This window comes from Actinoplanes sp. NPDC026623 (assembly GCF_040638275.1).
Lineage (GTDB): Bacteria > Actinomycetota > Actinomycetes > Mycobacteriales > Micromonosporaceae > Actinoplanes.
This window is the reverse complement of record NZ_JBEZXZ010000032.1, coordinates 38,341-61,104: the sequence shown is the minus strand read 5'-3', so window position 1 is coordinate 61,104 and position 22,764 is coordinate 38,341. Positions and strand designations below refer to the sequence as shown.

Genomic DNA, 22,764 nt, shown 5'->3' with positions numbered 1-22,764 from the left:
TCCGAGCCCCACGGCTCGGGGATGTCGATCGCGACGCCGATGCGCGTCGTGCTCTCGGCCACCTGGGTCAGGCCCCGCGCGAGGGGCTGAGGAAGCCGATGTGCTGGTAGGCGCGCGTCAGCGTGACCGCCGAGACGGCGCGCGCCTTGTCCGCGCCGACCGCGAGGATCTTGTCCAGGTAGCCCGGGTCCTCGAGGTAGGTGCGGGTGCGCTCCTGGATCGGCTTGACGAACTCGACCACGATCTCGGCGAGGTCCTTCTTGAGGTCGCCGTAGCCGCGGCCGTCGTACTGCTCGAGCAATTCGTCTATGGTCCGGCTGGTCAGCGCGGCGTAGATGGTCAGCAGGTTGCTGATGCCGGGCTTGTTCTCCTCGTCGTAGAGGATCTCGCGGCCGGTGTCGGTGACCGCCGACTTGATCTTCTTGGCCGAGCGGGCCGGCTCCTCGAGCAGCTCGATGATGCCGTTCGGCGACGACGCGGACTTCGACATCTTCGACGTCGGGTCCTGCAGGTCGGTGATCTTCGCGGTGTCGCGCACGATGTGCGCCGACGGCACGGTGAACGTCTGGCCGAAACGGGTGTTGAAGCGCTGCGCCAGGTCGCGGGTGAGCTCGAGGTGCTGGCGCTGGTCCTCGCCGACCGGCACGGCGTCGGCCTGGTAGAGCAGGATGTCCGCCGCCTGCAGGATCGGGTAGGTGAACAGCCCGACGCTGGTGGTGTCGGAGCCCTGCTTCGCCGACTTGTCCTTGAACTGGACCATCCGGCCGGCCTCGCCGAAGCCGGTGATGCAGCTCAGCACCCAGGCGAGCTGGGCGTGCTCGGGCACGTGCGACTGCACGAACAGGGTGCAGCGCTCGGGGTCGAGCCCCATGGCGAGCAGCTGCGCCACCGAAAGCCGGGTGCGATTGCGGAGGGCAACTGGATCATGGCCCACGGTGATGGCATGCAGGTCGACGACGCAGTAGAAGGCGTCGGCGGTCTCCTGCATCGCGACCCAGTTCCGGACCGCACCCAGATAGTTGCCGAGGTGGAAGGAGTCGGCAGTCGGCTGGATGCCGGAGAGCACCCGAGGACGGTGGTCGGCGTCGGACATGAGCGCCATTGTGTCAGTCTCGGCCGGCTTTCCGTCAAACGCCCGGCTGCCCATTGTCTGATGTTTGAATCTGTTGACTTATGATCGTTCTTGGTGGAAAGCTAAGCTAGAGTTCTCGCATCCGTCAAGCACGCGCTACGAAGGGTCACGACGTGAAACTGCTCGTCACGGGAGGCGCCGGCTACGTCGGCAGCGTCACCAGCCGCCTGCTGCTCGACGCCGGGCACGAGGTCACCGTCCTGGACAACCTCAGCACCGGCTTCCGGGAAGCGGTCGCACCCGACGCCACCTTCGTGCAGGCCGACATCCGCGACGCCGGTGACGTGCTCACCCCGGACGCCGGCTTCGACGCCGTGCTGCACTTCGCGGGCCTGATCGCCGCCGGCGAGTCCATGGCCAGGCCCGAGCTCTACTGGGATCACAACGTGGTCCGCTCGCTGGCCCTGCTCGACGCCGTCCGGGCCGCCCGGGTGCCCCGGCTCGTCTTCTCCTCCACCGCCGCCGTCTACGGCAACCCTATCGAGCTGCCGATCACCGAGAGTGCGATCAAGGCGCCGACCAACACGTACGGTGCGACCAAGCTCGCCTTCGACCACGCGCTCACCTCGGAGACGTTCGCGCACGGCCTCGCCGCGGTCTCGCTGCGCTACTTCAACGTGGCCGGCGCGCTGATCCGCCCCGACGGCACCGCCATCGGCGAGCGGCACGACCCGGAGACCCACCTCATCCCGATCGCCCTGCAGGTCGCCGCGGGCAAGCGCGACAAGCTGCAGCTCTTCGGCGACGACTACCCCACGGTCGACGGCACCTGCGTGCGCGACTACATCCACGTGCAGGACCTGGCCCGGGCCCACCTGCTGGCGCTCGACGCGGCCACCGGCGGCGAGCACCGGATCTACAACCTCGGCAACGGCAACGGCTTCTCCAACCGCCAGGTCGTCGAGGCCGCCCGCGCGGTTACCGGCGCGGACCTGCCGGTCGAGGTCGCGCCGCGGCGCGACGGCGACCCGGCCACCCTGGTGGCGTCGTCGCAGCGGGCCCGCGACGAGCTCGGCTGGGTGCCGGAGAGGAACACCCTGAACGACATGATCGGCGATGCCTGGGCCTTCTACCGCAGCCACGTCGCGTGATCTGATCGTCGCCATGACTGACGCCTCCACAGCCTTCGTCACCGCGTTCGGTAGCGAGCCCACCGGCCGTTGGGCGGCGCCCGGCCGGGTCAACCTGATCGGCGAGCACACCGACTACAACGACGGATTCGTGCTGCCGTTCGCCCTGCGGCAGCGGGTGGTCGCCGCCGCCGGACCGTCGAGCGAGCCGGGCTGGACGGTGTGCTCGGACTTCGCGCCCGACCCCGTCACCTTCACGTCCACCGAGATCGGCGCGGTCGAGGGCTGGGCGGCGTACGTGGCCGGGGTGGTCTGGGCCCTGCACGACGCGGGCTTCGACGTGCCGCCGGCCCGCATCGCGCTCTCCTCGGACGTGCCGGTCGGCGCGGGCGTCTCCTCCTCGGCGGCGCTGGAGTCGGCGGTGCTCACGGCGCTGGTGGACCTCGGCGGGCTCGACCTGCCGGTGGCGGCGCGCCCGGCGCTCGCGCAGCGGGCGGAGAACGTCTACGTCGGCGCGCCGACCGGGATCATGGACCAGTCGGCCTCCATCCGCTGCGAGCAGGGCAGGGCGCTGTTCCTGGACTGCCGATCGCTAGAGGTCGAGCAGATCCCGTTCGACCTGGCGGACGCCGGCCTGGCCATCCTGATCATCAACAGCAACGCGCCGCACCAGCACGTCGACGGCGAGTACGGCGCCCGGCGCAAGTCGTGCGAGGAGGCGGCGCGGATCCTCGGCGTGCCCGCCCTGCGCGACGTGAGCCCCGCCGACCTGGACGAGGCGCTGATCAAGCTGGACGACGAGGTGATGCGGCGCCGGGTCCGGCACATCGTCACCGAGAACCAGCGGGTGCTGGACACGGTCGGCCTGCTGCGCGCGGGACGGATCCGGGAGATCGGGCCGCTGATGACGGCGTCGCACGCGTCGATGCGCGATGACTTCGAGATCACGGTTCCGGAGGTGGACGTTGCGGTGCTGGCGTCCCTGGCCGCGGGCGCGTACGGGGCCCGGATGACCGGCGGCGGCTTCGGCGGCTGCGTCCTGGCCCTGATCGACGTGGGCGAGGCGGAGCGCGTCACCGCGGCCGTGGCCGCCGCCTACGCGAAGAGCGGCTTCACCGCGCCGACGATGTGGTCCGCCACGCCCGGCCCGGGCGCGTGCCGCCTGCCCTGAGAAACCCTGTCGATCACCGCGGCCCGGCGGGTGTCAGAGTCGCGGTGCGGGGTATTCCGGGGGTGAGCACGCTTGGAGGTTCACCATGACTGTGGAGCCCGAGTCCAACGAGCCGAACGAGTTCGGCTTCTCGGGTGCGGCGACGGGCCCGGAGCCCGCGCCGGACCTTACGCCGGTCGACGGCGAGAGCATCGCGATCCCCGCGGGGGATCTCACCGGCACATTGTCCGATGCCCTGGAGGAGGCCGTGGCGCCGCACGAGGACGACGCCGGCTGACGATCTCCCCGCCCGGTGCGGCCCTGCGGCGGCACCGGGGCGGGGTGTTCGCGCCGGCCTACTGGGCCTCGATGATCATTCCGGCGCCGACCGTGCGGTTGGTCGCCTCGTCGATCAGGATGAAGCCGCCCGTCGTGCGGTTGCGGCGGTACTCGTCGGCGAGCAGCGGGACCGTGGTGCGCAGCTTGATCCGGCCGATCTCGTTCAGGCCCAGCTGCGGCGCGCTCTCGTCGCGGTGCAGCGTGTTCACGTCGAGCCGGTACTGCAGGCCGCGGACCACCGCGCGGGCCGTACGGGTGGTGTGCTTGATCGTGTATTTCGCGCCCACCCGCAGCGGTGCCGTCTCGTCCATCCAGCAGACCATCGCCTCGACGTCCTGAGCGACCGCCGGCGCGTTGTGCGGCCGGCAGATCATGTCGCCGCGCGAGATGTCGATCTCGTCGGTGAGCCGGACCGTCACCGACATCGGCGGGAACGCCTCGTCGACCGGGCCGTCCGCGGTGTCGATCCCCGCGATCTTGCTGGTCATGCCGGACGGCAGCACCATCACCTCGTCGCCGGGCTTGAGCACGCCCGAGGCGACCTGGCCCGCGTAGCCGCGGTAGTCGGTGACGACGGTGGACTGCGGCCGGATCACGTACTGCACCGGGAAGCGCACGTCGACCAGGTTGCGGTCCGAGGCGATGTGCACGTGCTCGAGGTGGTGCAGCAGCGACGGGCCCTCGTACCAGGGGCTCTTGTCGGAGCGGGAGGCGATGTTGTCGCCCTCGAGCGCCGAGACCGGGATGATGGTCAGGTCGGTGATCTCGAGCTTGGCCGCGAACGAGGTGAACTCGTCAGCGATCTTCTCGTAGACCTCGCGGTCCCAGTCGACCAGGTCCATCTTGTTGATGCAGAGCACCAGGTGCGGCACCCGCAGCAGCGAGGTGAGGAACGCGTGCCGGCGGGACTGCTCGACCAGGCCCTTGCGGGCGTCGACCAGGATCAGCGCGAGGTCGGCGGTCGAGGCGCCGGTGACCATGTTCCGGGTGTACTGGATGTGCCCCGGGGTGTCGGCGATGATGAACTTGCGCCGCGGCGTGGCGAAGTAGCGGTACGCCACGTCGATCGTGATGCCCTGTTCGCGCTCCGCGCGCAGCCCGTCGGTGAGCAGCGCCAGGTTGGTGTATTCGTCGCCGCGCGCCGCGCTGACCGCCTCCACCGCCTCGAGCTGGTCGGAGAAGAGCGACTTGGTGTCGTAGAGCAGCCGGCCGATCAGGGTCGACTTGCCGTCGTCGACGCTGCCGGCGGTGGCGAACCGCAGCAGGTCCATGCTGCGGGCGGCAGCCTCGTCGGACTCCAGAACTGCCTGACTCATCAGAAGTAGCCTTCCCGCTTGCGGTCTTCCATCGCGGCCTCGCTGACCTTGTCGTCGCCCCGGGTGGCGCCGCGCTCGGTGATCCGGGTCGCCGCCACCTCGTCGATGACCTTCTCGACCGTGTCGGCCTCGGAGAGCACGGCGGCGGTCTGGGACGCGTCGCCGACCGTGCGGTAGCGCACGGTGCGGGTCTCGACGGTCTCGCCGGCCCGGGGGACGATGAACTCGTTGACCGCGTAGAACATCCCGTCGCGCTCGACGACCTCGCGGTCGTGCGCGTAGTAGATGCTCGGCAGTGAGAGCCGTTCCTTGGCGATGTAGTGCCACACGTCCAGCTCGGTCCAGTTCGAGAGCGGGAACACGCGGATCGACTCGCCGGGGTGGTGCCGGCCGTTGTACAGCGACCACAGCTCCGGGCGCTGGTTCTTGGGGTCCCACTGGCCGAACTCGTCGCGGAAGCTGAACATCCGCTCCTTGGCCCGGGCCTTCTCCTCGTCGCGGCGGGCGCCGCCGAAGAGCGCGTCGAAGCGGTATTTCTCCACCGCCGCGAGCAGCACCGGGGTCTGGATCCGGTTGCGGGTGCCGTCGGGCAGCTCGCGGACCAGGCCGGAGTCGATGGCCTCCTGCACGCTGGCGACGACCAGGTTCAGGCCGAGCTCGGTGACCCGGGTGTCGCGGTATTCCAGAACCTCGGGGAAGTTGTGGCCGGTATCGATGTGCATCACCGGGAACGGTATGCGCGCCGGCGCGAACGCCTTCTCCGCGAGGCGCAGCATGACGATCGAGTCCTTGCCACCGGAGAAGAGCAGCACGGGCCGCTCGAACTCCGCCATGACCTCTCGCATGACGAAGACGCTCTCGGCTTCGAGAGCGTCGAGATGCGAGACGCGATAGGGCTTTGTCTGGCTCATCGGTTCCCCAGACCTTTCGGGTGTCGGCCGAGCTGTTTGCGCGGGGGTCAGGTTACGGACGGGAGATGACGCTGCAACGCTGCAAGCAAACGGGGAGCGAGGTCCTTACGGCAGACCACCAGATCCGGCAACTTCGGATCGGCCTGGTTGTATTTCAGCGCAGTCCCGTCGATTCGGGAAGCATGCAGGCCCGTGGCCGACGCCACAGCCACCGGGGCGGCGCTGTCCCATTCGTATTGCCCGCCCGCGTGGATGTATGCGTCGGCGTCGCCGTTGATCACCGCGGCGATCTTCACCCCGGCCGAACCCATCGGCACCAGCTCGGCGCCGATGTCCTCGGCGAGCGCGGTGACGAAGGCCGGCGGCCGGGTGCGGCTGGCGGCGATCCGGATCGGCCCGCCGGTCGCGGCCTCCAGCGGCAGCGGCGGGTACGCGGGCGGCAGATCGGTGGCGAGCGTCCGGTGCCGGGCCGGCATCGCGACGGCGCCCGCGGACAGGCAGCTCGGGCGCGAGCAGTCGGCGGTCCAGAGCGCCACGTGCACGGCCCAGTCGGTGCGGCCCTCCTCGGAGAACTCCCGGGTGCCGTCGAGCGGGTCGACGATCCAGACCCGGGAGGCGTCGAGCCGGTCGGGACGCACGGCGTGCTCGCCGCTCTGCCACGCGATGCGGGAGTGGTCGTCCTCCTCCGACAGCACGGCGTCGGCGGGGCGCCAGCGGGCGAGCTCGGTCCGCAGCAGTTCGTGCGCGGCCTTGTCACCGGCGGCCTTGAGGGCCGCGCCGTCCGCGTACCCCATCTCCTCGCGGACGCCGAGCAGCACCTGGCCGGCGCGGTCCGCCAGCCAGCGCGCGAACGCCGCGTCGATGACCGGCGGCGTCCCGCCGTCGGCGACGGGGTCCCGCTGACCGGTAACGCGCGCCGACGTCCTCGTCTGCTCGCCCATCGTCTCGCCTCTCATAGTCGTCAGTACGCTCCGGAGGAGCGGATGACCGCCGTCATGGTCCGCAAAAGGATCACCAGGTCCAAACTGAGCGACCAGTTCTCCACATAGCGCAGGTCCAGCCTGACCGCCTCCTCCCAGGGCAGGTCCGATCGCCCGGAAACCTGCCAAAGGCCCGTCATGCCCGGCTTGACCGCAAGCCTGCGGCGCACGTCGTCGGCGTAGGCGGCCACCTCCGAGGGCAGCGGCGGCCGCGGGCCGACCAGCGACATCCGTCCGGAGACGACGTTGAGCAGCTGGGGGAGTTCGTCGAGCGAGAGCCTGCGCAGCCACCGGCCCACCGGGGTCACGCGCGGATCGTCACGAATTTTGAAGAGCACACCGTCGTGCTCGTTGAGATGCCGGAGCTCGGCCAGCCGGGCCTCGGCATCGACGTACATGCTGCGGAACTTGAAAATGCGGAACTCGGACCCGTCACGCCCGACCCGCACCTGTCGAAAGAGTACCGGCCCGCGTGATGTCAACCGGACGCAGAGTGCGACGCCCAACAGCAGCGGGCCGAATAGGATCAGCAAGGCCAGGGCACCGAAGCGATCGACGAGGTCCTTCACGATGCGCGCCCCGCCGTGCAGCCGCGGGTGCTCGACGTGCAGCATCGGCAGGCCGTCGAACGGCCGGATCGTGGTGCGCGCGCCGGCCACGTCGACGAGCGCGCTGGCGACGACCAGGTCGACCTCGTCGCGCTCGAGTCGCCACGCCAGCCGGCGCAGCGCGATGCCGTCCAGTTCCGGGCAGCTCAGCACGACCACGGTGTCCGCGTCGGCGAGGTCGACCGCGCTCGCGACGTCCTCGAAGGTGCCGAAGACCGGCAGGTCGATCACGCCGTCGTGGCCCGCCGGCAGGCACGCGCCCACCACCTCCAGGCCGTGATACTTCTCCCGGCGCAGCTGGCGGGCGGTCGCGATGACCGACAACTCGTGCCCGACCACCAGCACCCGGCGCAGGCTCTCGCCCCGCGCCCGGGACAGGTGCAGCCGCTTGCGCAGGGCGAACCGCAGCACCACGGCCGCGCCGATCGCCGTCGGCAGCGCCACCAGGACGTAGGAGCGCGCAAGGTCAAGATCGAGCGCGTACGAGAAGACGGCCACCCCCGCGATCAGCCCCACCCCGCCGCGGAGCACCCGCTGGTACTCGTCGGTGCCGACGAACAGGAACCGGCGCTCGTACGCCCGGCTCACCACCAGCACCGCGAGCAGCACCACCGGCAGAAACGCCGACAGCAGCAGGTACGAGCGGTTGTAGGTGGTCACCTCGTCGCCGAAGCGCAGCCCGAACGTCACCCCGCCCGCGGCGATCCCCGCCAGCAGGTCGGACACCACCAGGGTGCGCACGTACCGCCGCTCCCAGCACTGCCGCCGGGACATCGCCGCGTGCCGGCCGCGTACCCGGACGAAGGGCCGGGTGGCCGGGCGGGCGGCGGACGACCGGTTGGGCTCGGGCGACCAGTGCCGCTCGACGGCCCGGTTCCGGGCCTGCTCGGCCGGGACGAGCCCGCCCGCGCCGGCCAGCGGCGGGGCGTTGTCGATGACGTCGCCGCCGAGCCGGGTCGGCAGCACGGTCCTGACGTTGCGGGACCGGTTCGGCAACGGCCGGTGCGCGTGCGGGCCCTGGTTGGCGGGCGGATGGTTGGCCGGACCGTAGCTGTCCGGGAGTTGCTCCGCCGGCTGGGCCTCGCGTACCTGCACCGTCGGCAGCAGTACCGTCGGCTCGCCCAGCGCCGCCTCGTGGTCCTCGGACAGGTCCTGTCGCACCCGAACCTCCCCCGCGCTGCACGTGTTTGCACCGTTTCGGTGCACTACGTGACCAACGCGCCAAACCGGGTGGCGTCACGGGATCAAAAGGCGGACAAGACGGATGAAAGGATCTATCCGTTTGTCAGCATTTCATAAGCTTCCGTGGTATTTGTTCTGCGCCCACTCCACGCCCTCGAGCACGACCGCCTCCACCACGTCGGCGGCCCGGTCGACCAGGAAGTCCAGCTCCTTGCGCTCCGCGCCGGAGAAGTCCGAGAGCACGTAGTCCGCCGGGTCCTGCCGCCCCGGCGGCCGGCCGATGCCGACGCGGACCCGCGCGTACTCCTTGCTGCCCAGGGATCTCGACATCGAGCGCAGCCCGTTGTGGCCGCCCTCGCCGCCCCCGCGCTTCGCGCGCACCTGCCCGTAGGGCACGTCGAGCTCGTCATGCACGGCGATCACGTGCTCCACCGGCACCTTGAAGAACTGGCTCAGCGCCGCCACCGGGGCGCCCGCCAGGTTCATGAAGGTCAGCGGCTTGGCCAGGATCAGCTTCGGGCCGCCGAAACCCAGCCGGCCCTCGGCCACCTCCGCCACCGCGCGCTTGTGCCGGCCCAGCTTGCCGCCGATCCGCGAGGCCAGCAGGTCGGCCACCATGAAGCCCACGTTGTGGCGGTTGCCCGCGTACTCCCGCCCGGGGTTGCCCAGGCCGACCACCAGCCACGGTGCGTCGTCGGTCATTGCCGAGCCTCCTCAGTCAGCCCTCGGACCACTACCTACGAAAAGAGGGAAAGTGCCGGTCGGCACTTTCCCTGCAGATCGCGGTTCTTCGGGTCAGGAAGCGGGTTCCGCGGGGGCCTCGGTCTCGGCGGCCGCGGCCTCGGCGGCCTCGCCGGTGTCGCCCTCGAGCTGCTCGGCGGTCTGCGCCGCGGAGACGATCGCGAGCACGAAGTCGGGCTCGACGGCCAGCTCGGTGCCCTTCGGCAGCGTCACGTCGCCGGCGGTGACCTGCGCGCCGGCCTCCAGGCCCTCGATCGAGACCTCGAAGCCGCTCGGCAGGTGCATCGCCTCGGCGACCACGGCCAGCGTGTTGGACTCGTTGACGACCAGGGTGTTGCGGGCGGCGTCGCCGACCAGCGTCACCGGGACGTCGACCTGGACCTTCTCGCCGCGCTTGACGATGATCAGGTCCACGTGCTCGTACGTGTCCTTGATCGGGTCGCGCTGGATCGCCTTCGGCAGGGCGAGGGTCGCGCCCGTGCCACCGACGACGTCGATCGTGAAGACCTGGTTGAGGCCGCCGTGGCGGATCGCCGCGGCGAACTCACGGGCGGGAAGCGCGATGTGGACGGGGGCTTCGCCGTGGCCGTACAGCACGGCGGGCACGAGGCCGGCCCGGCGCGTGCGGCGGGCACCACCCTTGCCGAACTCGGTACGGGGCTCGGCGCTGATCTTTACCTCGGACACGGGGAAACTCCTGAAAACGTTGGAACGGGCGGCGTGAAAGTCAGCGTGCTGCGGGCAATCGGCGCTCGGCGAAGGGGCGCGCGGGCACAGGCCCGGAGCACCGCGTCGATCACGGTGCCTCAAGCGAACTCCGCAAATTGCAGCAGACCGCGTGGCACCCTCGCCGTGGCAACCGCACCAGCTTACCTGCCGCGTTCACAGGTAAACCGGCGGGTCCGGTCGGAACACCTTCTCCGCGAAAATTTCACTCGGAAGATGCAACTTGCATGCCCAGCTCAGCGCCCTTGCGAGCGCCTCGGAGCCGGGCCGAGGATCAGCTCAGGCCACCGAACAGCGTGGTCACCGAACCGTCGTCGAAAACCTCACGGATCGCCCGCGCCAGCAGCGGAGCGATCGACAACACAGTGATCTTGTCCAGTTGTTTCTCCGGCGGCAGCGGCAAGGTGTTCGTCACCACAAGCTCACTGATCCGGCTGTTCTTGAGTCGCTCGGTCGCCGGATCCGACAGCAACGCGTGCGTGGAGGCGACCACCACGTCGGCGGCACCCGAGTCGAACAGGATGTCCGCCGCCTTGGTAATGGTGCCACCAGTGTCGATCATGTCGTCGACAATCAGGCAGACCCGGCCCTCGACCTCGCCGACCACCCGGTTCGCCACCACCTGATTGGGCTTCAGCGGGTCGCGCGTCTTGTGGATGAATGCCAGCGGGCAGCCGCCCAGCCGGTCCGTCCACCGCTCCGCCACCCGCACCCGGCCCGAGTCCGGCGCCACGACCGTCATCGGCCGGCCCTCGAACTTCTGCATCACGTGCTCGGCCAGGATGTCCATCGCGAACAGGTGATCCACCGGGCCGTCGAAGAAGCCCTGGATCTGCGCGGTGTGCAGATCCACCGTGAGGATCCGGTCGGCACCCGCGGTCTTCAACAGGTCCGCCACCAGCCGGGCCGAGATCGGCTCCCGGCCGCGGTGCTTCTTGTCCTGCCGCGAATACGGATAGAACGGCAGTACCACCGTGATGCGCTTCGCCGACCCGCGCTTCAGCGCGTCGACCATGATCAGGGTCTCCATGACCCATCGGTTCACGCCCTCGGTGACCGACTGGACGACGAACGCGTCCGAGCCCCGCACCGAGTCCTTGAATCTGACGAAGATCTCGCCATTGGCGAACTCATACGAATCGGACGGGGTCGGCGCGACGCCGAGCACCTGTCCGATCTCCTCCGCCAGCTCCGGGAAGCCCTGGCCGGAGAAAAGCATCAAACTCTTACGGTTCTCCGCGACGATGCTGCCCATCGGCTCGTCAGCTCCCGTGCAATCGAGGGGTTGTCACCTGAAGTATTACCCGCCGCTTTCCCGGCGCCACGTGCCGGATCCGGCGCGTGGGATGCCTCACCCCAGCTTGCGCCGACCCGGGTGGGTCCCGCTCGACTTTGTCGCCACCTCGCGGCGCGGTCCGGGCTCGGTCCGGGCGGCCCGGCCCTACGCTCCGGCGTCCTCGCTGCGCTGCTGCTCGAACCGCTCGGCGGCCTCCGCCGAGACGGTGCCCGGACGCTGGCGCACCGTCCATCCCTCGATGTTGCGCTGCGGCGCCCGGGTGACACCCAGGTCGCCCGAGGGCACGTCCTTCTGGATGGCGCTGCCCGCGGCCACGTACGCACCCGGGCCGATCTCGACCGGCGCGATCAGCACGGTGTCGCTGCCGACGAAGGCGGCCTCGCCGACGACGGTGTGGTGCTTGTTGACCCCGTCGTAGTTCGCGAAGATCGTGCCCGCCCCGATGTTCGCCTTCGGCCCGATCGTCGCGTCGCCCACATACGTCAGGTGCGGCACCTTCGCGCCGGCGCCCAGCTCGGCGTTCTTCGCCTCGACGAAGCCGCCGATCTTCGCCTTGCGACCCAGCCGGGTGCCCGGCCGCAGGAAGGAGTAGGGGCCGACCGTGGCGTCCGGGCCGACCTGCGCGCCGATCGAGTGCGTCCGCAGCAGCGTCGCGCCGGCCTCCACCACGGTGTCGATCAGCGTGGTGTCCGGCCCGATCACCGCTGCCGTCGCGACGGACGTCGAACCCTGCAGCTGCGAATTCTGATCGACGACGGCGTCCGGCTCGAGCGTCACGGTCACATCGATCCAGGTGCTCGCCGGGTCGAGGATCGAGACGCCGGCCCGCATCCAGGCGGTGTTGACCCGGTCCCGCAGCAGCGCGCGCAGCCGGGCCAGCTCGGCCCGGTCGTTGCATCCGAGCGTCTCCTGCGCGTCGGCGGCCACGTAGACGCCCACCGGGTGCCCGACCGCGGCGAGCAGGCCGAACACGTCGGTCAGGTACTCCTCGCCCTGGTCGTTGTCCGACGAGAGCTTGCCCAGCGCCTCGCGCAGCAGCGCGGCGTCGAAGGCGTAGATGCCGGCGTTGATCTCGCGGACCGCCCGCTCCTCGGCGGAGGCGTCCCGCTCCTCGACGATGCGCTCGAGGTTGCCGTCGGCGTCGCGCACGATCCGGCCCAGCCCGGCCGGATCCGGCACCTCGGCGGCGAGCACGGTGGCGCCCCTGCTGGTGGACTCGTGCGCGGCGACCAGCGCCTCGACCGTCTCGGGGCGCAGCAGCGGCACATCGGCGTTGAGCACCACGACGGTGCCGACGGCCTCCGGAATGGCGTCGAGGGCGATCCTGACCGCGTGCCCGGTGCCGTTCTGCTCGGCCTGCAGCACCGGGGTGGCGCCCGGGGCGATCTCGGTGAGGTGCGCGCGGACCTGGTCGGCCTTGTGGCCGACGACCACGATGGTGCGGGAGGCGGCCGCGGCACCGGCGGCGTGCAGGACGTGGCCGAGCAGCGTGCGGCCGAGCAGCGGGTGCAGCATCTTGGGCGTCGCGGACTTCATCCGCTTGCCCTCACCGGCGGCGAGAACGACAACGGTACGGCTCTGGGCCTGGCTCACGCGGGACTCCATTGATCGCAGTGGCTATGCATGATCGCTGTTGGTGCAGAACGGCGGCGACGGCTCAGCCGCGGACAGACAAGCTCCCGAGAGAGGATTCGAACCCCTATAATCACCACCAAAGGGTGACGTCCTGCCCTTAGACGACTCGGGAGGGCAAAGCGGACATAACCGCGGGGCTATGTTCGCGGGCTACATCGTAACCTCTTCGATCGAATCGTTCTCGACCGCAATCCCACCCCTCAAGAACTTCGACCGCCCCCGGACAAGCGTCTCCGACATCGCGGGGAACGGTGGACGGATTGTGCGTCTTGCCGGTCGCGCGCCGGAAATCCCGCCCCGGCGGCGACCGGACGGCGACCGGACGGCGACCGGGCGCTTCAGGTTGACGCCGGCGCCGCCGATGGTGCGGGGGCGCACCGCACGAGGTCAGAACGCGGGTCAGGCCGAACTTCCGACACTCTCCGTAGCGAACTTACGGTGGCGTAGGTTACGGTGACGTAGGCGTAGGTTATTGATTTTTTCTCCCCCGTGTATCCACCCTTGCGAGGTGCCATGACTTCCGTACTCACCGGGCAGACGACCGCGGCCGGCCCCAAACCGCTGACCGAAGGCCCGCAGAGCCGGGGCATCCTGATCGCCCTCTACGGCTTCGTGATCGTCCCGTTCCTCGCGGTGTTCGCGGCCGTACCGGTCGCCTGGGGTGGCTGGCTGTCCTGGACCGACGTCGCGATCGGCACCGTCTGGTACCTCGTGTCCGGCCTGGGCATCACCGTCGGCTTCCACCGCTACTTCACCCACGGCAGCTTCAAGGCCAAGCGCTGGCTGCGGGTCGCCCTGGCGATCGCCGGCTCGCTGGCGATCGAGGGCGGCATCGTCCAGTGGGTCGCCGACCACCGCCGCCACCACGCCTTCTCCGACCTGGAGGGTGACCCGCACTCGCCGTGGCGCTTCGGCACCGGCTACTGGGCGCTCACCAAGGGCCTCTGGTACGCGCACCTGGGCTGGCTGTTCAAGCGCGAACTGTCCAACCGCGAGCGCTTCGCCCCCGACCTGCTGGCCGACCCCGACATCCGCCGCGTCGACGCGCTCTTCCCGCTCTGGGTGGCCGTCTCCACGTTGGGCCCGGCGCTGCTCGGCGGCCTGATCACCATGTCCTGGCAGGGCGCGCTCACCGCGTTCTTCTGGGCCGGCATCGTGCGCATCGGCCTGCTGCACCACATCACCTGGTCGATCAACTCGGTCTGCCACGTGTACGGCGAGCGCCCGTTCGAGGTGCGCGACGGCGACAAGGCCGCCAACTTCTGGCCGCTGGCGATCGTCTCCTTCGGCGAGTCCTGGCACAACCTGCACCACGCCGACCCGACCTGCGCCCGGCACGGCGTGCTGCGCGGCCAGATCGACATCTCGGCCCGGCTCATCTGGCTCTTCGAGAAGACCGGCGCGGCGGACTCGGTCCGCTGGCCGAAGCCGGAACGCGTCGCCGCCAAGCTGGCAAAGGCGGATTCCCCGGCCTGACCGGCCGCACCACGGAAGGCACAGCGTGATCAAAGGCGGTGGCGATCGGCCGGGGACGGTAGGAACGGACTCCGGCTGGCAGGATGGCCGGGTGACAGACCAGAGCGAAACAGGCGATCAGCCCCGCGGCCGGCGTGCACGACCGGCCGTGCGGTCGAGCCGGGGCGCTGCCACCCCCGCCACTTCCCGGGTACGCATGTCGGCCGCGCAGCGGCGGGAGCAGCTCATCTCGATCGGCCGGCAGCTCTTCGCCGAGCGCGGCTTCGACGCCACCTCCGTCGAGGAGGTCGCGGCCCGCGCCAAGGTCTCCAAGCCGGTGGTCTACGAGCACTTCGGCGGCAAGGAGGGGCTGCACGCCGTCGTGGTGGACCGCGAGGTGCGCTCGCTGCTGGATCGCATCGCGGCGGCGCTGACCGCCGGGCACCCGCGTGAGCTGCTGGAGCAGGCGGCGCTGGCCCTGCTGGACTACATCGAGCAGGAGCCGCACGGATTCCAGGTGCTGGTGCGCGAGTCCCCTGTGCTCTCGCCGGCGGGCAACTTCTCCAGCGTGATGAACGACGTGGCGCACCAGGTCGAGCACATCCTCGGCGCGGAGTTCAAGTCCCGTGGGCTCGACCCGAAGTTCGCGGAGCTCTATTCGCAGGCGCTGGTGGGCATGGTGGCGCTGGTCGGCCAGTGGTGGCGCGAGGCCCGCAAGCCGAAGAAGGAGATGGTCGCGGCCCACCTGGTCAATCTGGCCTGGAACGGCCTGTCCCACCTGGAGCCGAAGCCCACGCTGCTGACCCGCCCCCGTTAGCGAAGGCGGGCGCGCGGCCGGCGGTCAGCCCCGGTTCAGGGCCGCCTCGTGCTCGCGGCGGCTGTCCTCGTCCGAGCCGACCTTGCCGTAGAGGCCGCCGACGAGGATGAGGAGGCCGAGCACGGTCAGCACGACGACGTTGGACATCGAGGCGTTCATGACGTTCGCGTCGGTCTGGATCGTCGCCATCATCGTCATGGCGGCGGCCATGATGCCCCAGCCCATCACCAGGTTGACCCGGTGGTGCAGGTTGCCGCCGATCAGGGCCGAGACCAGGACGATCAGGCCGGCCACCGTGGACAGCCAGGCGGTCGCCGGGTTGGTGCGCAGCCCCAGCACCCAGTCGGAGCCGCGGTTGAAGAACGGGTCACCCCAGGTGACCACGATGCCCATGACGCCGAAGAGCGTGAGATACAGCCCCGCGACCGCGGTGAGCCAGCGATAAGGCTGGCGCAGATGATGGTTGAGCGGATAGTGCGACATCAGGCAGATTGTGCCTGGCGTTCGCGCTCCTGTCGCGGCGCGCCGGCCTCGGCCGCCGGTGCGACCTTGCTGTAGAGCCCGGCCATGATGAGCACCAGCCCGACCAGGTAGGTGACGACCACCGTGGAGATGCTGAAGTTCAGGAAGTTGGCGTCCGTGCGGATCACGGCCAGTCCGTAGCTGCCGATCACCAGCAGGCCCCAGCCCACGTACTTGTCGACGTGGGTGTCGACGTTGCGGCCGATGGCGTAGGCGATCAGCACGAGCGCGCCGAGCAGCAGCGAGGCGATCGACCAGAACAGGTTGGTGTGCTGGCCCAGCACCCGGTCGTCACCGTTGCCGAACAGGCCGTCGTCGGCCGTCTGGATCACGCCGAAGATCCCGAACAGCACGAGGTAGGCGCCGGACAGCGCGCTCAGGGCGCGATAGATCGGCCGCAACGGGTGGTTGACCGGATTGTGCGCCATGGTGTCCGTTCCCAACGTCGGTTCGTGTCGTCAAGATTCTCGCGCATCGCCGGAACCCGCGCAGGAGCACCCCCGGATCAGGCCTCGGGCACCCGCTCGGCCAGCTCCAGCCAGGCCTCCTCGACCTGGCCCCGTTCCTCCTGCACGGCCTTGAGCTGGGCGTCCAGCTCCATGACCTTGTCGTAGTCGCTGCCGTGGGTGGCGAGTTGCTCGTTGATTTTGAGGATCCGCTCGTCCAGCTTGGCGACCTGCCGCTCGAGCCGGCTGAGATCCTTGCGGGCCGTGCGCTGCTCGGCCGCCGACATGCCGGCCCCGGCCGCGGCAGGGGCCGCAGCCCGGCCCGTCGCCGCCGCCGTCTGCGGCGGGGCCGCCGGGTTCCCGGCCCGGGACAGGTATTCGGTGATGCCGCCGGGCAGGTGCACCAGCCGGCCGTCGCCGAACATCCCGAACGCCGTGTCGGTCACCCGCTCGACCAGGTAGCGGTCGTGGCTGGCCACGATCATCGTGCCGGGCCAGGAGTCGAGCAGGTCCTCGAGCGACGCGAGCGTGTCGGTGTCGAGGTCGTTGGTCGGCTCGTCGAGCAGCAGCACGTTCGGCTCGGTGGCGAGCAGGCGCAGCAGCTGCAGCCGCCGGCGCTCGCCGCCGGACAGGTCGCTGACCGGCGTCCAGATGCGCTTGTCGGTGAAGCCGAACACCTCCGCCAGCTGGCCGGCCGAGAGCTCGCGGTCGCCGAGCTTGACCCGCTTCGCGACCTCCTCGACCGCCTCGAGCAGCCGTAGGTGCCCGGGCAGCTCGGTGAGCTCCTGGGACAGGAACGCGGGGCGCACGGTCGAGCCGGTCACCAGCCGCCCGCCGTCCGGCCGGGTGATCCCGGCGAGCAGCCGCAGCAGCGTGGTCTTGCCGGCGCCGTTGGCGCCCAGGATGGCGATCCGATCACCCGGACCGACCTGCCAGGTCAGGTCGTTGAAGATCGGCTTCGGCCCGGCAACCAGCGTGACGTCCTCGAGGTCGTAGACCTGCTTGCCCAGCCGGGTGGTGGCCAGCCGCTGCAGGCTGACCTTGTCACGCACCGGCGGCACGTCGGCGATCAGCGCGTTGGCGGCGTCGATGCGGAACTGCGGCTTCGACGTCCGGGCCGGCGGGCCCCGGCGCAGCCAGGCGATCTCCTTGCGGAGCAGGTTCTGCCGGCGGGCCTCCACCGACGCGGCGACCCGCAGCCGCTCGGCCCGGGCGAGGGTCCAGGCCGCATAGCCACCCTCGTACGCGTGCACCTGCTCGTCCACGACCTCCCAGGTCGCGGTGCAGACGGCGTCGAGGAACCAGCGGTCGTGGGTGACGACGACGAGCGCGCCGCGGCGGCCCAGCAGATGGCGGGCCAGCCAGTCGACGCCGGCCACGTCGAGGTGGTTGGTGGGCTCGTCGAGGATCAGCAGGTCGGACTCGCGGACCAGCAGCGCGGCCAGCGCGACCCGGCGGCGCTCACCGCCGGACATCGGGCCGACGGGCGTCTCGAGGCCGAGGTGGCCCATGCCGAGGCCGTCGAGGATGGTCCGCACTCCGGCGTCGCCGGCCCATTCGTGCTCGGCGCCCATGCCCTCGCGCAGCCAGGCGGTGCCCAGCACAACATCGCGCACGGTCGCGTCGGGCGCGAGCGTCAGCGTCTGCGGAAGCGCGGCGACGCGCAGGTCACGGCGGTGCGTGACCCGGCCCGAGTCGGGTTCCTCGATCTTGGCGAGCAGGCGCAGAAGGGTGGACTTGCCCGCCCCGTTGAGGCCGACGATGCCGAGACGCGCGTCGTCGTCCAGCCCGAGGGACACGTCGGTGAGCAGCTGACCGGCGGCTCCGTAGCCCTTGTTCACCCGGTCCAGGTTGATGATGTTGGCCACGATGTCCCTAGGTTACCCGGGCGCCCGGCATGGGCCCGCGTGCGGTTACCGCCGAGCGGCACACCCCGGCGGCGGTCAGCCCGGCCGCGACCCGCTCGGCGTGCACGCCGTCGGCGGCGAGGAAGACACAGGTGGGTCCGGAACCGGAGACGATGCCGGCGACGGCGCCCGCCTCGGCGCCGGCCTTGAGCACGTCGGCCAGCACCGGGCGCAGCGACAGCGCGGCCGGCTGCAGGTCGTTGGCGAGCGCCGCGCCGAGCACCGCCGGATCGCGCTGGCGCAGGGCGGTCATCAGCGCGTCCGCGCTCTGCTGGGCCGGCGGCGGCCACGGGCTGTCCCGCAGCCGGTCCAGCTCCCGGTAGACCTCGGGGGTGGACAGGCCCCCGTCGGCGATGGCGACCACCCAGTGCCAGGTGGTGGGCCGGGCCAGGATCGGGCTGACCGACTCGCCGTGCCCGGTGCCCAGCGCGGTGCCGCCGTGCAGCAGGAACGGCACGTCCGAACCCAGCTCGGCGCCGATCGCGGCGAGCTCGTCCCGGGAGAAGCCGGTGCCCCAGAGCAGGTCGCAGGCGAGCAGGGTGGCGGCCGCGTCGGCGCTGCCGCCCGCCAGGCCGCCCGCGAGCGGGATCGACTTGCGCAGGTGCAGGCGGGCGTGCGCGGGGACCCGGCCCTTGGCGGCCAGCGCCCGGGCGGCCCGCATGATCAGGTTGCTGTCGTCGAGGGCGAGCTCGCCGGCGCCCTCGCCCTCCATGGTCAGCGCGAGGGTGTCGCCGGGCCGCGCGGTCAGCTCATCGAAGAGGCTGATCGCGTGATAGACGGTGTTGAGCTCGTGAAAGCCGTCGGCGCGCAGCGGGCCGACCCCGAGATGCAGATTGATCTTCGAGGGCACCCGGACCCTGACGGGACCGGCGAACCGGCGAGGCTTGTCGTCGTCCGGACCCCACGCCTCCGTCACGGAGTGACGTCCGGGTCAGGGGTCGACACGTGGGCCATCGGTTGCGCCGTCATGAGTCCACCTCCTCGTGCCGCCTGCCGGACGCGCTGAGCTTACCGCCGTGCCCGGTGGCGATCGCGGCGGCCGCGATCGCGGCGAACTGCGCCACCGAGAGCGACTCCCCGCGGGCCTGCGGGCTCACCCCCGCCGTCACCAGCACCTTCTCAGCCAGGTCGGCGCCGCCCGCCCAGCCGGCCAGCGCGGCCCGCAGCGTCTTGCGGCGCTGCGCGAAAGCGGCGTCCACCACCTGGAAGACGACCCGGCGGTCGACCTCGGCGGGCGCCTCGCGGCCCGCGAAGGCCACCAGGCCGGAATCCACGTTCGGCACCGGCCAGAACACCGCCGGCGGCACCCGCCCCGCGGCGCGCGCGGCCGCGTACCAGGCGAGCTTGACCGAGGGGACGCCGTAGACCTTCGAGCCGGGTCCGGCCACCAGCCGGTCGGCGACCTCCTTCTGCACCATCACCAGGCCACCGCGCAGCGTCGGCAACTCGGCCAGCAGGTGCAGCACGACCGGCACGGCGACGTTGTACGGCAGGTTCGCCACCAGCATCGTCGGCGCCGGGCTCAGCACCGAGCCCTTGATCCGCAGGGCGTCGGCATGGTGCACGGTCAGCTTCGTGACGTCGGCGCGCTGCTCGACGGTCGCCGGCAGCGCGGCGGCGAGCGCTGGATCCAGCTCGACGGCGTGCACGTGCGCCGCCACCCCGAGCAGGCCCAGGGTGAGCGAACCCAGCCCGGGCCCGACCTCCAGCACCACGTCGTCGCCGGTCAGACCGGCCGCGGCGACGATCCGGCGCACCGTGTTCGGGTCGTGCACGAAGTTCTGGCCGAGCTTCTTCGTCGGTGCGATGCCGAGGCGCGCGGCAAGCTCCCGGATCTCCGCCGGGCCGAGGAGTGAGCCTTTTTCAACGTGGCCCGGGCGGCACTGCCCGGCGGGGGTCGACGGCCCGGATGCCTCTGGCCCGAGGCCAGGTTGAAAATTGCTCAGTGCATCAGCCATGAGGTCAGAGCCTACGGCTGCCCGGGGGTGACGGTGGGCTACGGGGCAGCGGCGGCTTGCTCCGGCACGGTAGAACAAGACAATGACGGAGCTGCTCGAGCTGCGGGGCGTGGTGGAGGCGACACCGGACAAGGTCGCCGAGGTGCTACTCGACGCGCGGCCGGGCGGGCGGTCGCCGCTGGCAGCCACCGGCTCCGCAACGCCGGCCCGGGGTGACGAGTTCACCGTCACCCTGGAGGGCAGCACGATGACGGTGACCCTGGACCGGGTCGCGCGTTCGATCGCCCATCAGGGCGAGTGGTGGTATCGCGGCGTCACCAGCGTCGAGGCGGACGAGCGCGGGTCGCTGGTGATCTACCGCATCTTCAACGTCGCGCCCGGGCACCGCTGGGCGGTCCGGTTCGTCTCCCGGGGGCCGCTGGCGGCGGCGCCCACGACGTTCGCGAAGCTGCTCGGCGGCCTGGGCGAGCAGCTCGACTGCGCCGCCTACCCGCTGCCCGGCTGAGACGGCCTACCGCCAGGGGCCGAAGGCCCGCTCCCCGTTCGCCGAGACGGCCGCGCAGAGCGCGTCCAGGTCGGTGCCGGTGGTCTCGGCGAGCGCCCGCATCGTCAGCGGGATCAGGTACGACGCGTTGGGGCGCCCCCGGTACGGCACCGGCGTCAGGTACGGGGCGTCCGTCTCCACCAGCATCTGCTCCGGCGGCGTCAGCGCGGCCGCCTCCCGCAGGCCGGTGGCGCTGGCGAAGGTGACCGTACCGGCGAAGCTGAGCAGATAACCCCGGCGGACGCACTCGGCGGCGAAGTCCGCGTCGCCCGAGAAGCAGTGCAGCACCACGACATCGGGCGCGCCCTCCTCGTCGAGCACCCGCAGCACCTCGGCGTGCGCCTCGCGGTCGTGGATGATCAGCGGCTTCGCGTACCGCTTGGCGATCGCGATGTGTGCGCGGAAGCTGAGCTCCTGTGCCGCCCGGCCGTCTTCGCCGGTGCGGAAGGTGTCCAGCCCGGTCTCGCCGACGCCGCGGACGCGGGGCTCGGCGGCGAGCGCCTCGATCTCGCGCAGCGCGGCGTCCAGGTCGGACAGTCGTGGCGCCTCGTTCGGGTGCAGGGCGACCGCGGCGAGCACCGACGGGTGGCGGGCGGCCAACGCGGCGCCCCAGCGCGAGGACGCCACGTCGACGCCGACCTGCAGCAGCCGGTCCACGCCGGACTTCGCCGCCGCGCCGATCAGCGCCTCGACGGGGTCGCCGCCGGCGCCGTCGGGCACCCCGGCCTCGTGCACGGTGATGTCGAGATGGGTGTGGCTGTCGAAGACGGGTACGGCCAGCGGCTCGGGGGCGGGCGGGAACTCCCCCGCACGCCGAGCGGCCCGCGCCTTGCGCGATTCGGAAGGTGGAGTGCTGTTCATCGCCCTTCAGGATCACATATCGGTCCGTGAGAGTTTTTTTCATGCACTGCGGGTCACCCGGCGTTCACCCGGAATCCACTCTCGGGGCCTAGCTTCACCTGGTGACCGTGACCGGTGAGGACGCCGCCGTCGGCACCGATCCTCTCGAACCAGCCCTGATGGCACCGCTGCGCCGCGAGCTGACCTGGGACCGCGTCCAGGCCATGGCCCAGTCCGCCGGGCACCTCGACGACGCCGTGCTGCAGGGCATCCGGAACACCGCAGCCGTGCGCCGCGGCACCCGGATGACGAAGATCCTCTCCGCCGCCCAGTTCGCCGGTCATCTGGCCGGCTGGCAGCCGTACGGCTTCTGTTACCGCGCCTGCGACATCGCCCACCTGCACACCCCGGCCGAGCTGGGGCTGCTGCGCACGGACGGCTCCGGCGACACCGACGTGGTCTACGCGCTGCGCTGGCGCGCGGTCGACCCGAGCGACTACGAGATCCCGATGGGCGAGGTCCACAGCGGACTGCCGGCGCTGCCGGCGCACTCGCGGATCGGCCCGATGGTGCTCGGCACCGGCTTCACCCCGAGCGCCGACGACCTGATCCCCGAGTTCGTCACGGCGGGCTTCGCCGACCTGCCGCTGCCCGCCAACGCGCAACTGCTCGCCCACCCGGGCACCGGCGACGAGGTGGTGCTCTACTCCTACCAGCCCGAGCAGCACGGCTGGCTGCGGCTGGCCGGGCCGCGCTGGCGGCACCTGCTGGACGGGATTCCCGGCGTGAGCCCCGGCCGCGAGTACGTGCCGTGCACGGACGCCGGCTCGGCGCGGCTGGTCGGCCGGATCAACGAGAACGAGTACCAGGCGGTGGCCGACCCGCCGGGGGAATTCCGGGTACGGGCGCTGACCCGCGCCGCGCGCTATCCGGTGTCGACGCTGAGCCGCCGGGCCGAGAAGGCACAGTGGCGCACCGCCACCTGCTGGGTGCTGCAGCGCGACGACGACTGGGCGCGCCTGCGCCTCGTGCACCCGGACGCCGACACGGTCTCCGCCGTCGGCGCCCGCTGCTACGAGCGCGGCGTGTACGAGGTCTGGGCACCCGTACGCGAGCTGAGCGATCACCACATCGCCGAGCTCCCGTACGTGCTCTAGGCCGGCGCCGCCCGGAGGCGGCGCAGGCTCG

22 protein-coding genes and 1 tRNA gene are annotated in these 22,764 nt (G+C 71.1%); 7 read left to right on the top strand and 16 right to left on the bottom strand.

From position 1 onward, the window contains the following. Positions 1-67 precede the first annotated feature (67 nt). Complete coding sequence (gene trpS, locus AB0F10_RS13090) at positions 68-1,093, bottom strand: tryptophan--tRNA ligase (protein WP_360623264.1); 1,026 nt, start codon at positions 1,091-1,093, stop codon at positions 68-70. A 152-nt stretch (positions 1,094-1,245) separates the two neighbouring features. Here trpS and galE point away from each other — a divergent pair, with 152 nt between their 5' ends. The 3 genes from galE to AB0F10_RS13075 all read left to right on the top strand — a co-directional run bounded on the left by galE (position 1,246) and on the right by AB0F10_RS13075 (position 3,650). After that, complete coding sequence (galE, locus tag AB0F10_RS13085; RefSeq protein ID WP_360623262.1) at positions 1,246-2,223, top strand: UDP-glucose 4-epimerase GalE; 978 nt, start codon at positions 1,246-1,248, stop codon at positions 2,221-2,223. 13 nt (positions 2,224-2,236) lie between these two features. Next, positions 2,237-3,373, top strand: a complete 1,137-nt coding sequence (galK, locus tag AB0F10_RS13080; protein ID WP_360623260.1) for a galactokinase — start codon at positions 2,237-2,239, stop codon at positions 3,371-3,373. A gap of 85 nt (positions 3,374-3,458) precedes the next feature. Continuing rightward, the gene (locus AB0F10_RS13075; RefSeq protein ID WP_360623258.1) at positions 3,459-3,650 is read left to right on the top strand and encodes a hypothetical protein; all 192 of its coding nucleotides are present in this window, start codon (positions 3,459-3,461) and stop codon (positions 3,648-3,650) included. A gap of 58 nt (positions 3,651-3,708) precedes the next feature. On the opposite strand, the gene cysN is transcribed toward AB0F10_RS13075, so the two are convergent. The 9 genes from cysN to AB0F10_RS13030 form a co-directional block, all read right to left on the bottom strand. Further along, positions 3,709-5,007: a sulfate adenylyltransferase subunit CysN gene (cysN, locus tag AB0F10_RS13070; RefSeq protein ID WP_360623256.1), complete on the bottom strand. Its 1,299-nt coding sequence runs from the start codon at positions 5,005-5,007 to the stop codon at positions 3,709-3,711. Continuing rightward, positions 5,007-5,918: a sulfate adenylyltransferase subunit CysD gene (cysD, locus tag AB0F10_RS13065; protein ID WP_360623254.1), complete on the bottom strand. Its 912-nt coding sequence runs from the start codon at positions 5,916-5,918 to the stop codon at positions 5,007-5,009. Before cysD ends, cysN begins: the two co-directional genes overlap by 1 nt. A 47-nt stretch (positions 5,919-5,965) precedes the next feature. Then, on the bottom strand, positions 5,966-6,859 hold the full coding sequence (locus AB0F10_RS13060) for a 3'(2'),5'-bisphosphate nucleotidase CysQ (RefSeq protein ID WP_360623252.1): 894 nt from the start codon (positions 6,857-6,859) through the stop codon (positions 5,966-5,968). 20 nt (positions 6,860-6,879) lie between these two features. Further along, positions 6,880-8,667: a sugar transferase gene (locus AB0F10_RS13055; protein WP_360623250.1), complete on the bottom strand. Its 1,788-nt coding sequence runs from the start codon at positions 8,665-8,667 to the stop codon at positions 6,880-6,882. Between the two features lie 132 nt (positions 8,668-8,799). Beyond that, positions 8,800-9,390, bottom strand: a complete 591-nt coding sequence (gene pth / locus AB0F10_RS13050; RefSeq protein WP_360623248.1) for an aminoacyl-tRNA hydrolase — start codon at positions 9,388-9,390, stop codon at positions 8,800-8,802. Positions 9,391-9,483: 93 nt separating this feature from the next. Further along, a complete protein-coding gene (locus AB0F10_RS13045) occupies positions 9,484-10,116 on the bottom strand; it encodes a 50S ribosomal protein L25/general stress protein Ctc (RefSeq protein ID WP_360623247.1) in 633 nt (210 codons plus the stop codon). Positions 10,117-10,429: 313 nt separating this feature from the next. Next, positions 10,430-11,410, bottom strand: coding sequence for a ribose-phosphate diphosphokinase (locus tag AB0F10_RS13040; protein ID WP_360623245.1), 981 nt, complete (start codon positions 11,408-11,410; stop codon positions 10,430-10,432). Positions 11,411-11,596: 186 nt separating this feature from the next. After that, a complete protein-coding gene (gene glmU / locus AB0F10_RS13035; protein ID WP_360623243.1) occupies positions 11,597-13,057 on the bottom strand; it encodes a bifunctional UDP-N-acetylglucosamine diphosphorylase/glucosamine-1-phosphate N-acetyltransferase GlmU in 1,461 nt (486 codons plus the stop codon). 71 nt (positions 13,058-13,128) lie between these two features. Then, a tRNA-Gln gene (locus AB0F10_RS13030) sits at positions 13,129-13,199 on the bottom strand. A 401-nt stretch (positions 13,200-13,600) separates the two neighbouring features. Here AB0F10_RS13030 and AB0F10_RS13025 point away from each other — a divergent pair. Both AB0F10_RS13025 and AB0F10_RS13020 read left to right on the top strand, forming a co-directional pair. Then, positions 13,601-14,563, top strand: a complete 963-nt coding sequence (locus AB0F10_RS13025; RefSeq protein WP_360623241.1) for an acyl-CoA desaturase — start codon at positions 13,601-13,603, stop codon at positions 14,561-14,563. 196 nt (positions 14,564-14,759) lie between these two features. Then, positions 14,760-15,359, top strand: a complete 600-nt coding sequence (locus tag AB0F10_RS13020) for a TetR/AcrR family transcriptional regulator (RefSeq protein WP_360623239.1) — start codon at positions 14,760-14,762, stop codon at positions 15,357-15,359. 24 nt (positions 15,360-15,383) lie between these two features. Here AB0F10_RS13020 and AB0F10_RS13015 read toward each other — a convergent pair whose 3' ends face one another. The 5 genes from AB0F10_RS13015 to rsmA all read right to left on the bottom strand — a co-directional run bounded on the left by AB0F10_RS13015 (position 15,384) and on the right by rsmA (position 20,192). After that, positions 15,384-15,842 (bottom strand): DUF4383 domain-containing protein, encoded by a 459-nt coding sequence (locus AB0F10_RS13015; protein WP_360623237.1) that lies wholly within the window; start codon positions 15,840-15,842, stop codon positions 15,384-15,386. Then, positions 15,842-16,309, bottom strand: a complete 468-nt coding sequence (locus tag AB0F10_RS13010; protein ID WP_360623235.1) for a DUF4383 domain-containing protein — start codon at positions 16,307-16,309, stop codon at positions 15,842-15,844. The genes AB0F10_RS13015 and AB0F10_RS13010 overlap by 1 nt, the downstream gene beginning before the upstream one ends. Before the next feature lie 77 nt (positions 16,310-16,386). Then, positions 16,387-18,195 (bottom strand): ABC-F family ATP-binding cassette domain-containing protein, encoded by a 1,809-nt coding sequence (locus AB0F10_RS13005; RefSeq protein WP_360623233.1) that lies wholly within the window; start codon positions 18,193-18,195, stop codon positions 16,387-16,389. A gap of 7 nt (positions 18,196-18,202) precedes the next feature. After that, positions 18,203-19,150: a 4-(cytidine 5'-diphospho)-2-C-methyl-D-erythritol kinase gene (locus AB0F10_RS13000; protein ID WP_360623231.1), complete on the bottom strand. Its 948-nt coding sequence runs from the start codon at positions 19,148-19,150 to the stop codon at positions 18,203-18,205. Positions 19,151-19,199: 49 nt separating this feature from the next. Then, on the bottom strand, positions 19,200-20,192 hold the full coding sequence (rsmA, locus tag AB0F10_RS12995; RefSeq protein WP_360623229.1) for a 16S rRNA (adenine(1518)-N(6)/adenine(1519)-N(6))-dimethyltransferase RsmA: 993 nt from the start codon (positions 20,190-20,192) through the stop codon (positions 19,200-19,202). An 82-nt stretch (positions 20,193-20,274) separates the two neighbouring features. Between rsmA and AB0F10_RS12990 the strand changes: the two genes are divergently transcribed. Then, positions 20,275-20,697, top strand: coding sequence for a hypothetical protein (locus tag AB0F10_RS12990; RefSeq protein WP_360623227.1), 423 nt, complete (start codon positions 20,275-20,277; stop codon positions 20,695-20,697). Between the two features lie 6 nt (positions 20,698-20,703). On the opposite strand, the gene AB0F10_RS12985 is transcribed toward AB0F10_RS12990, so the two are convergent. Continuing rightward, a complete protein-coding gene (locus AB0F10_RS12985) occupies positions 20,704-21,597 on the bottom strand; it encodes a TatD family hydrolase (RefSeq protein WP_360623225.1) in 894 nt (297 codons plus the stop codon). Between the two features lie 101 nt (positions 21,598-21,698). On the opposite strand from AB0F10_RS12985, the gene AB0F10_RS12980 reads away from it, so the two are divergent. Beyond that, complete coding sequence (locus tag AB0F10_RS12980; protein ID WP_360623223.1) at positions 21,699-22,733, top strand: hypothetical protein; 1,035 nt, start codon at positions 21,699-21,701, stop codon at positions 22,731-22,733. The last annotated feature ends 31 nt before the right edge of the window (positions 22,734-22,764 follow it).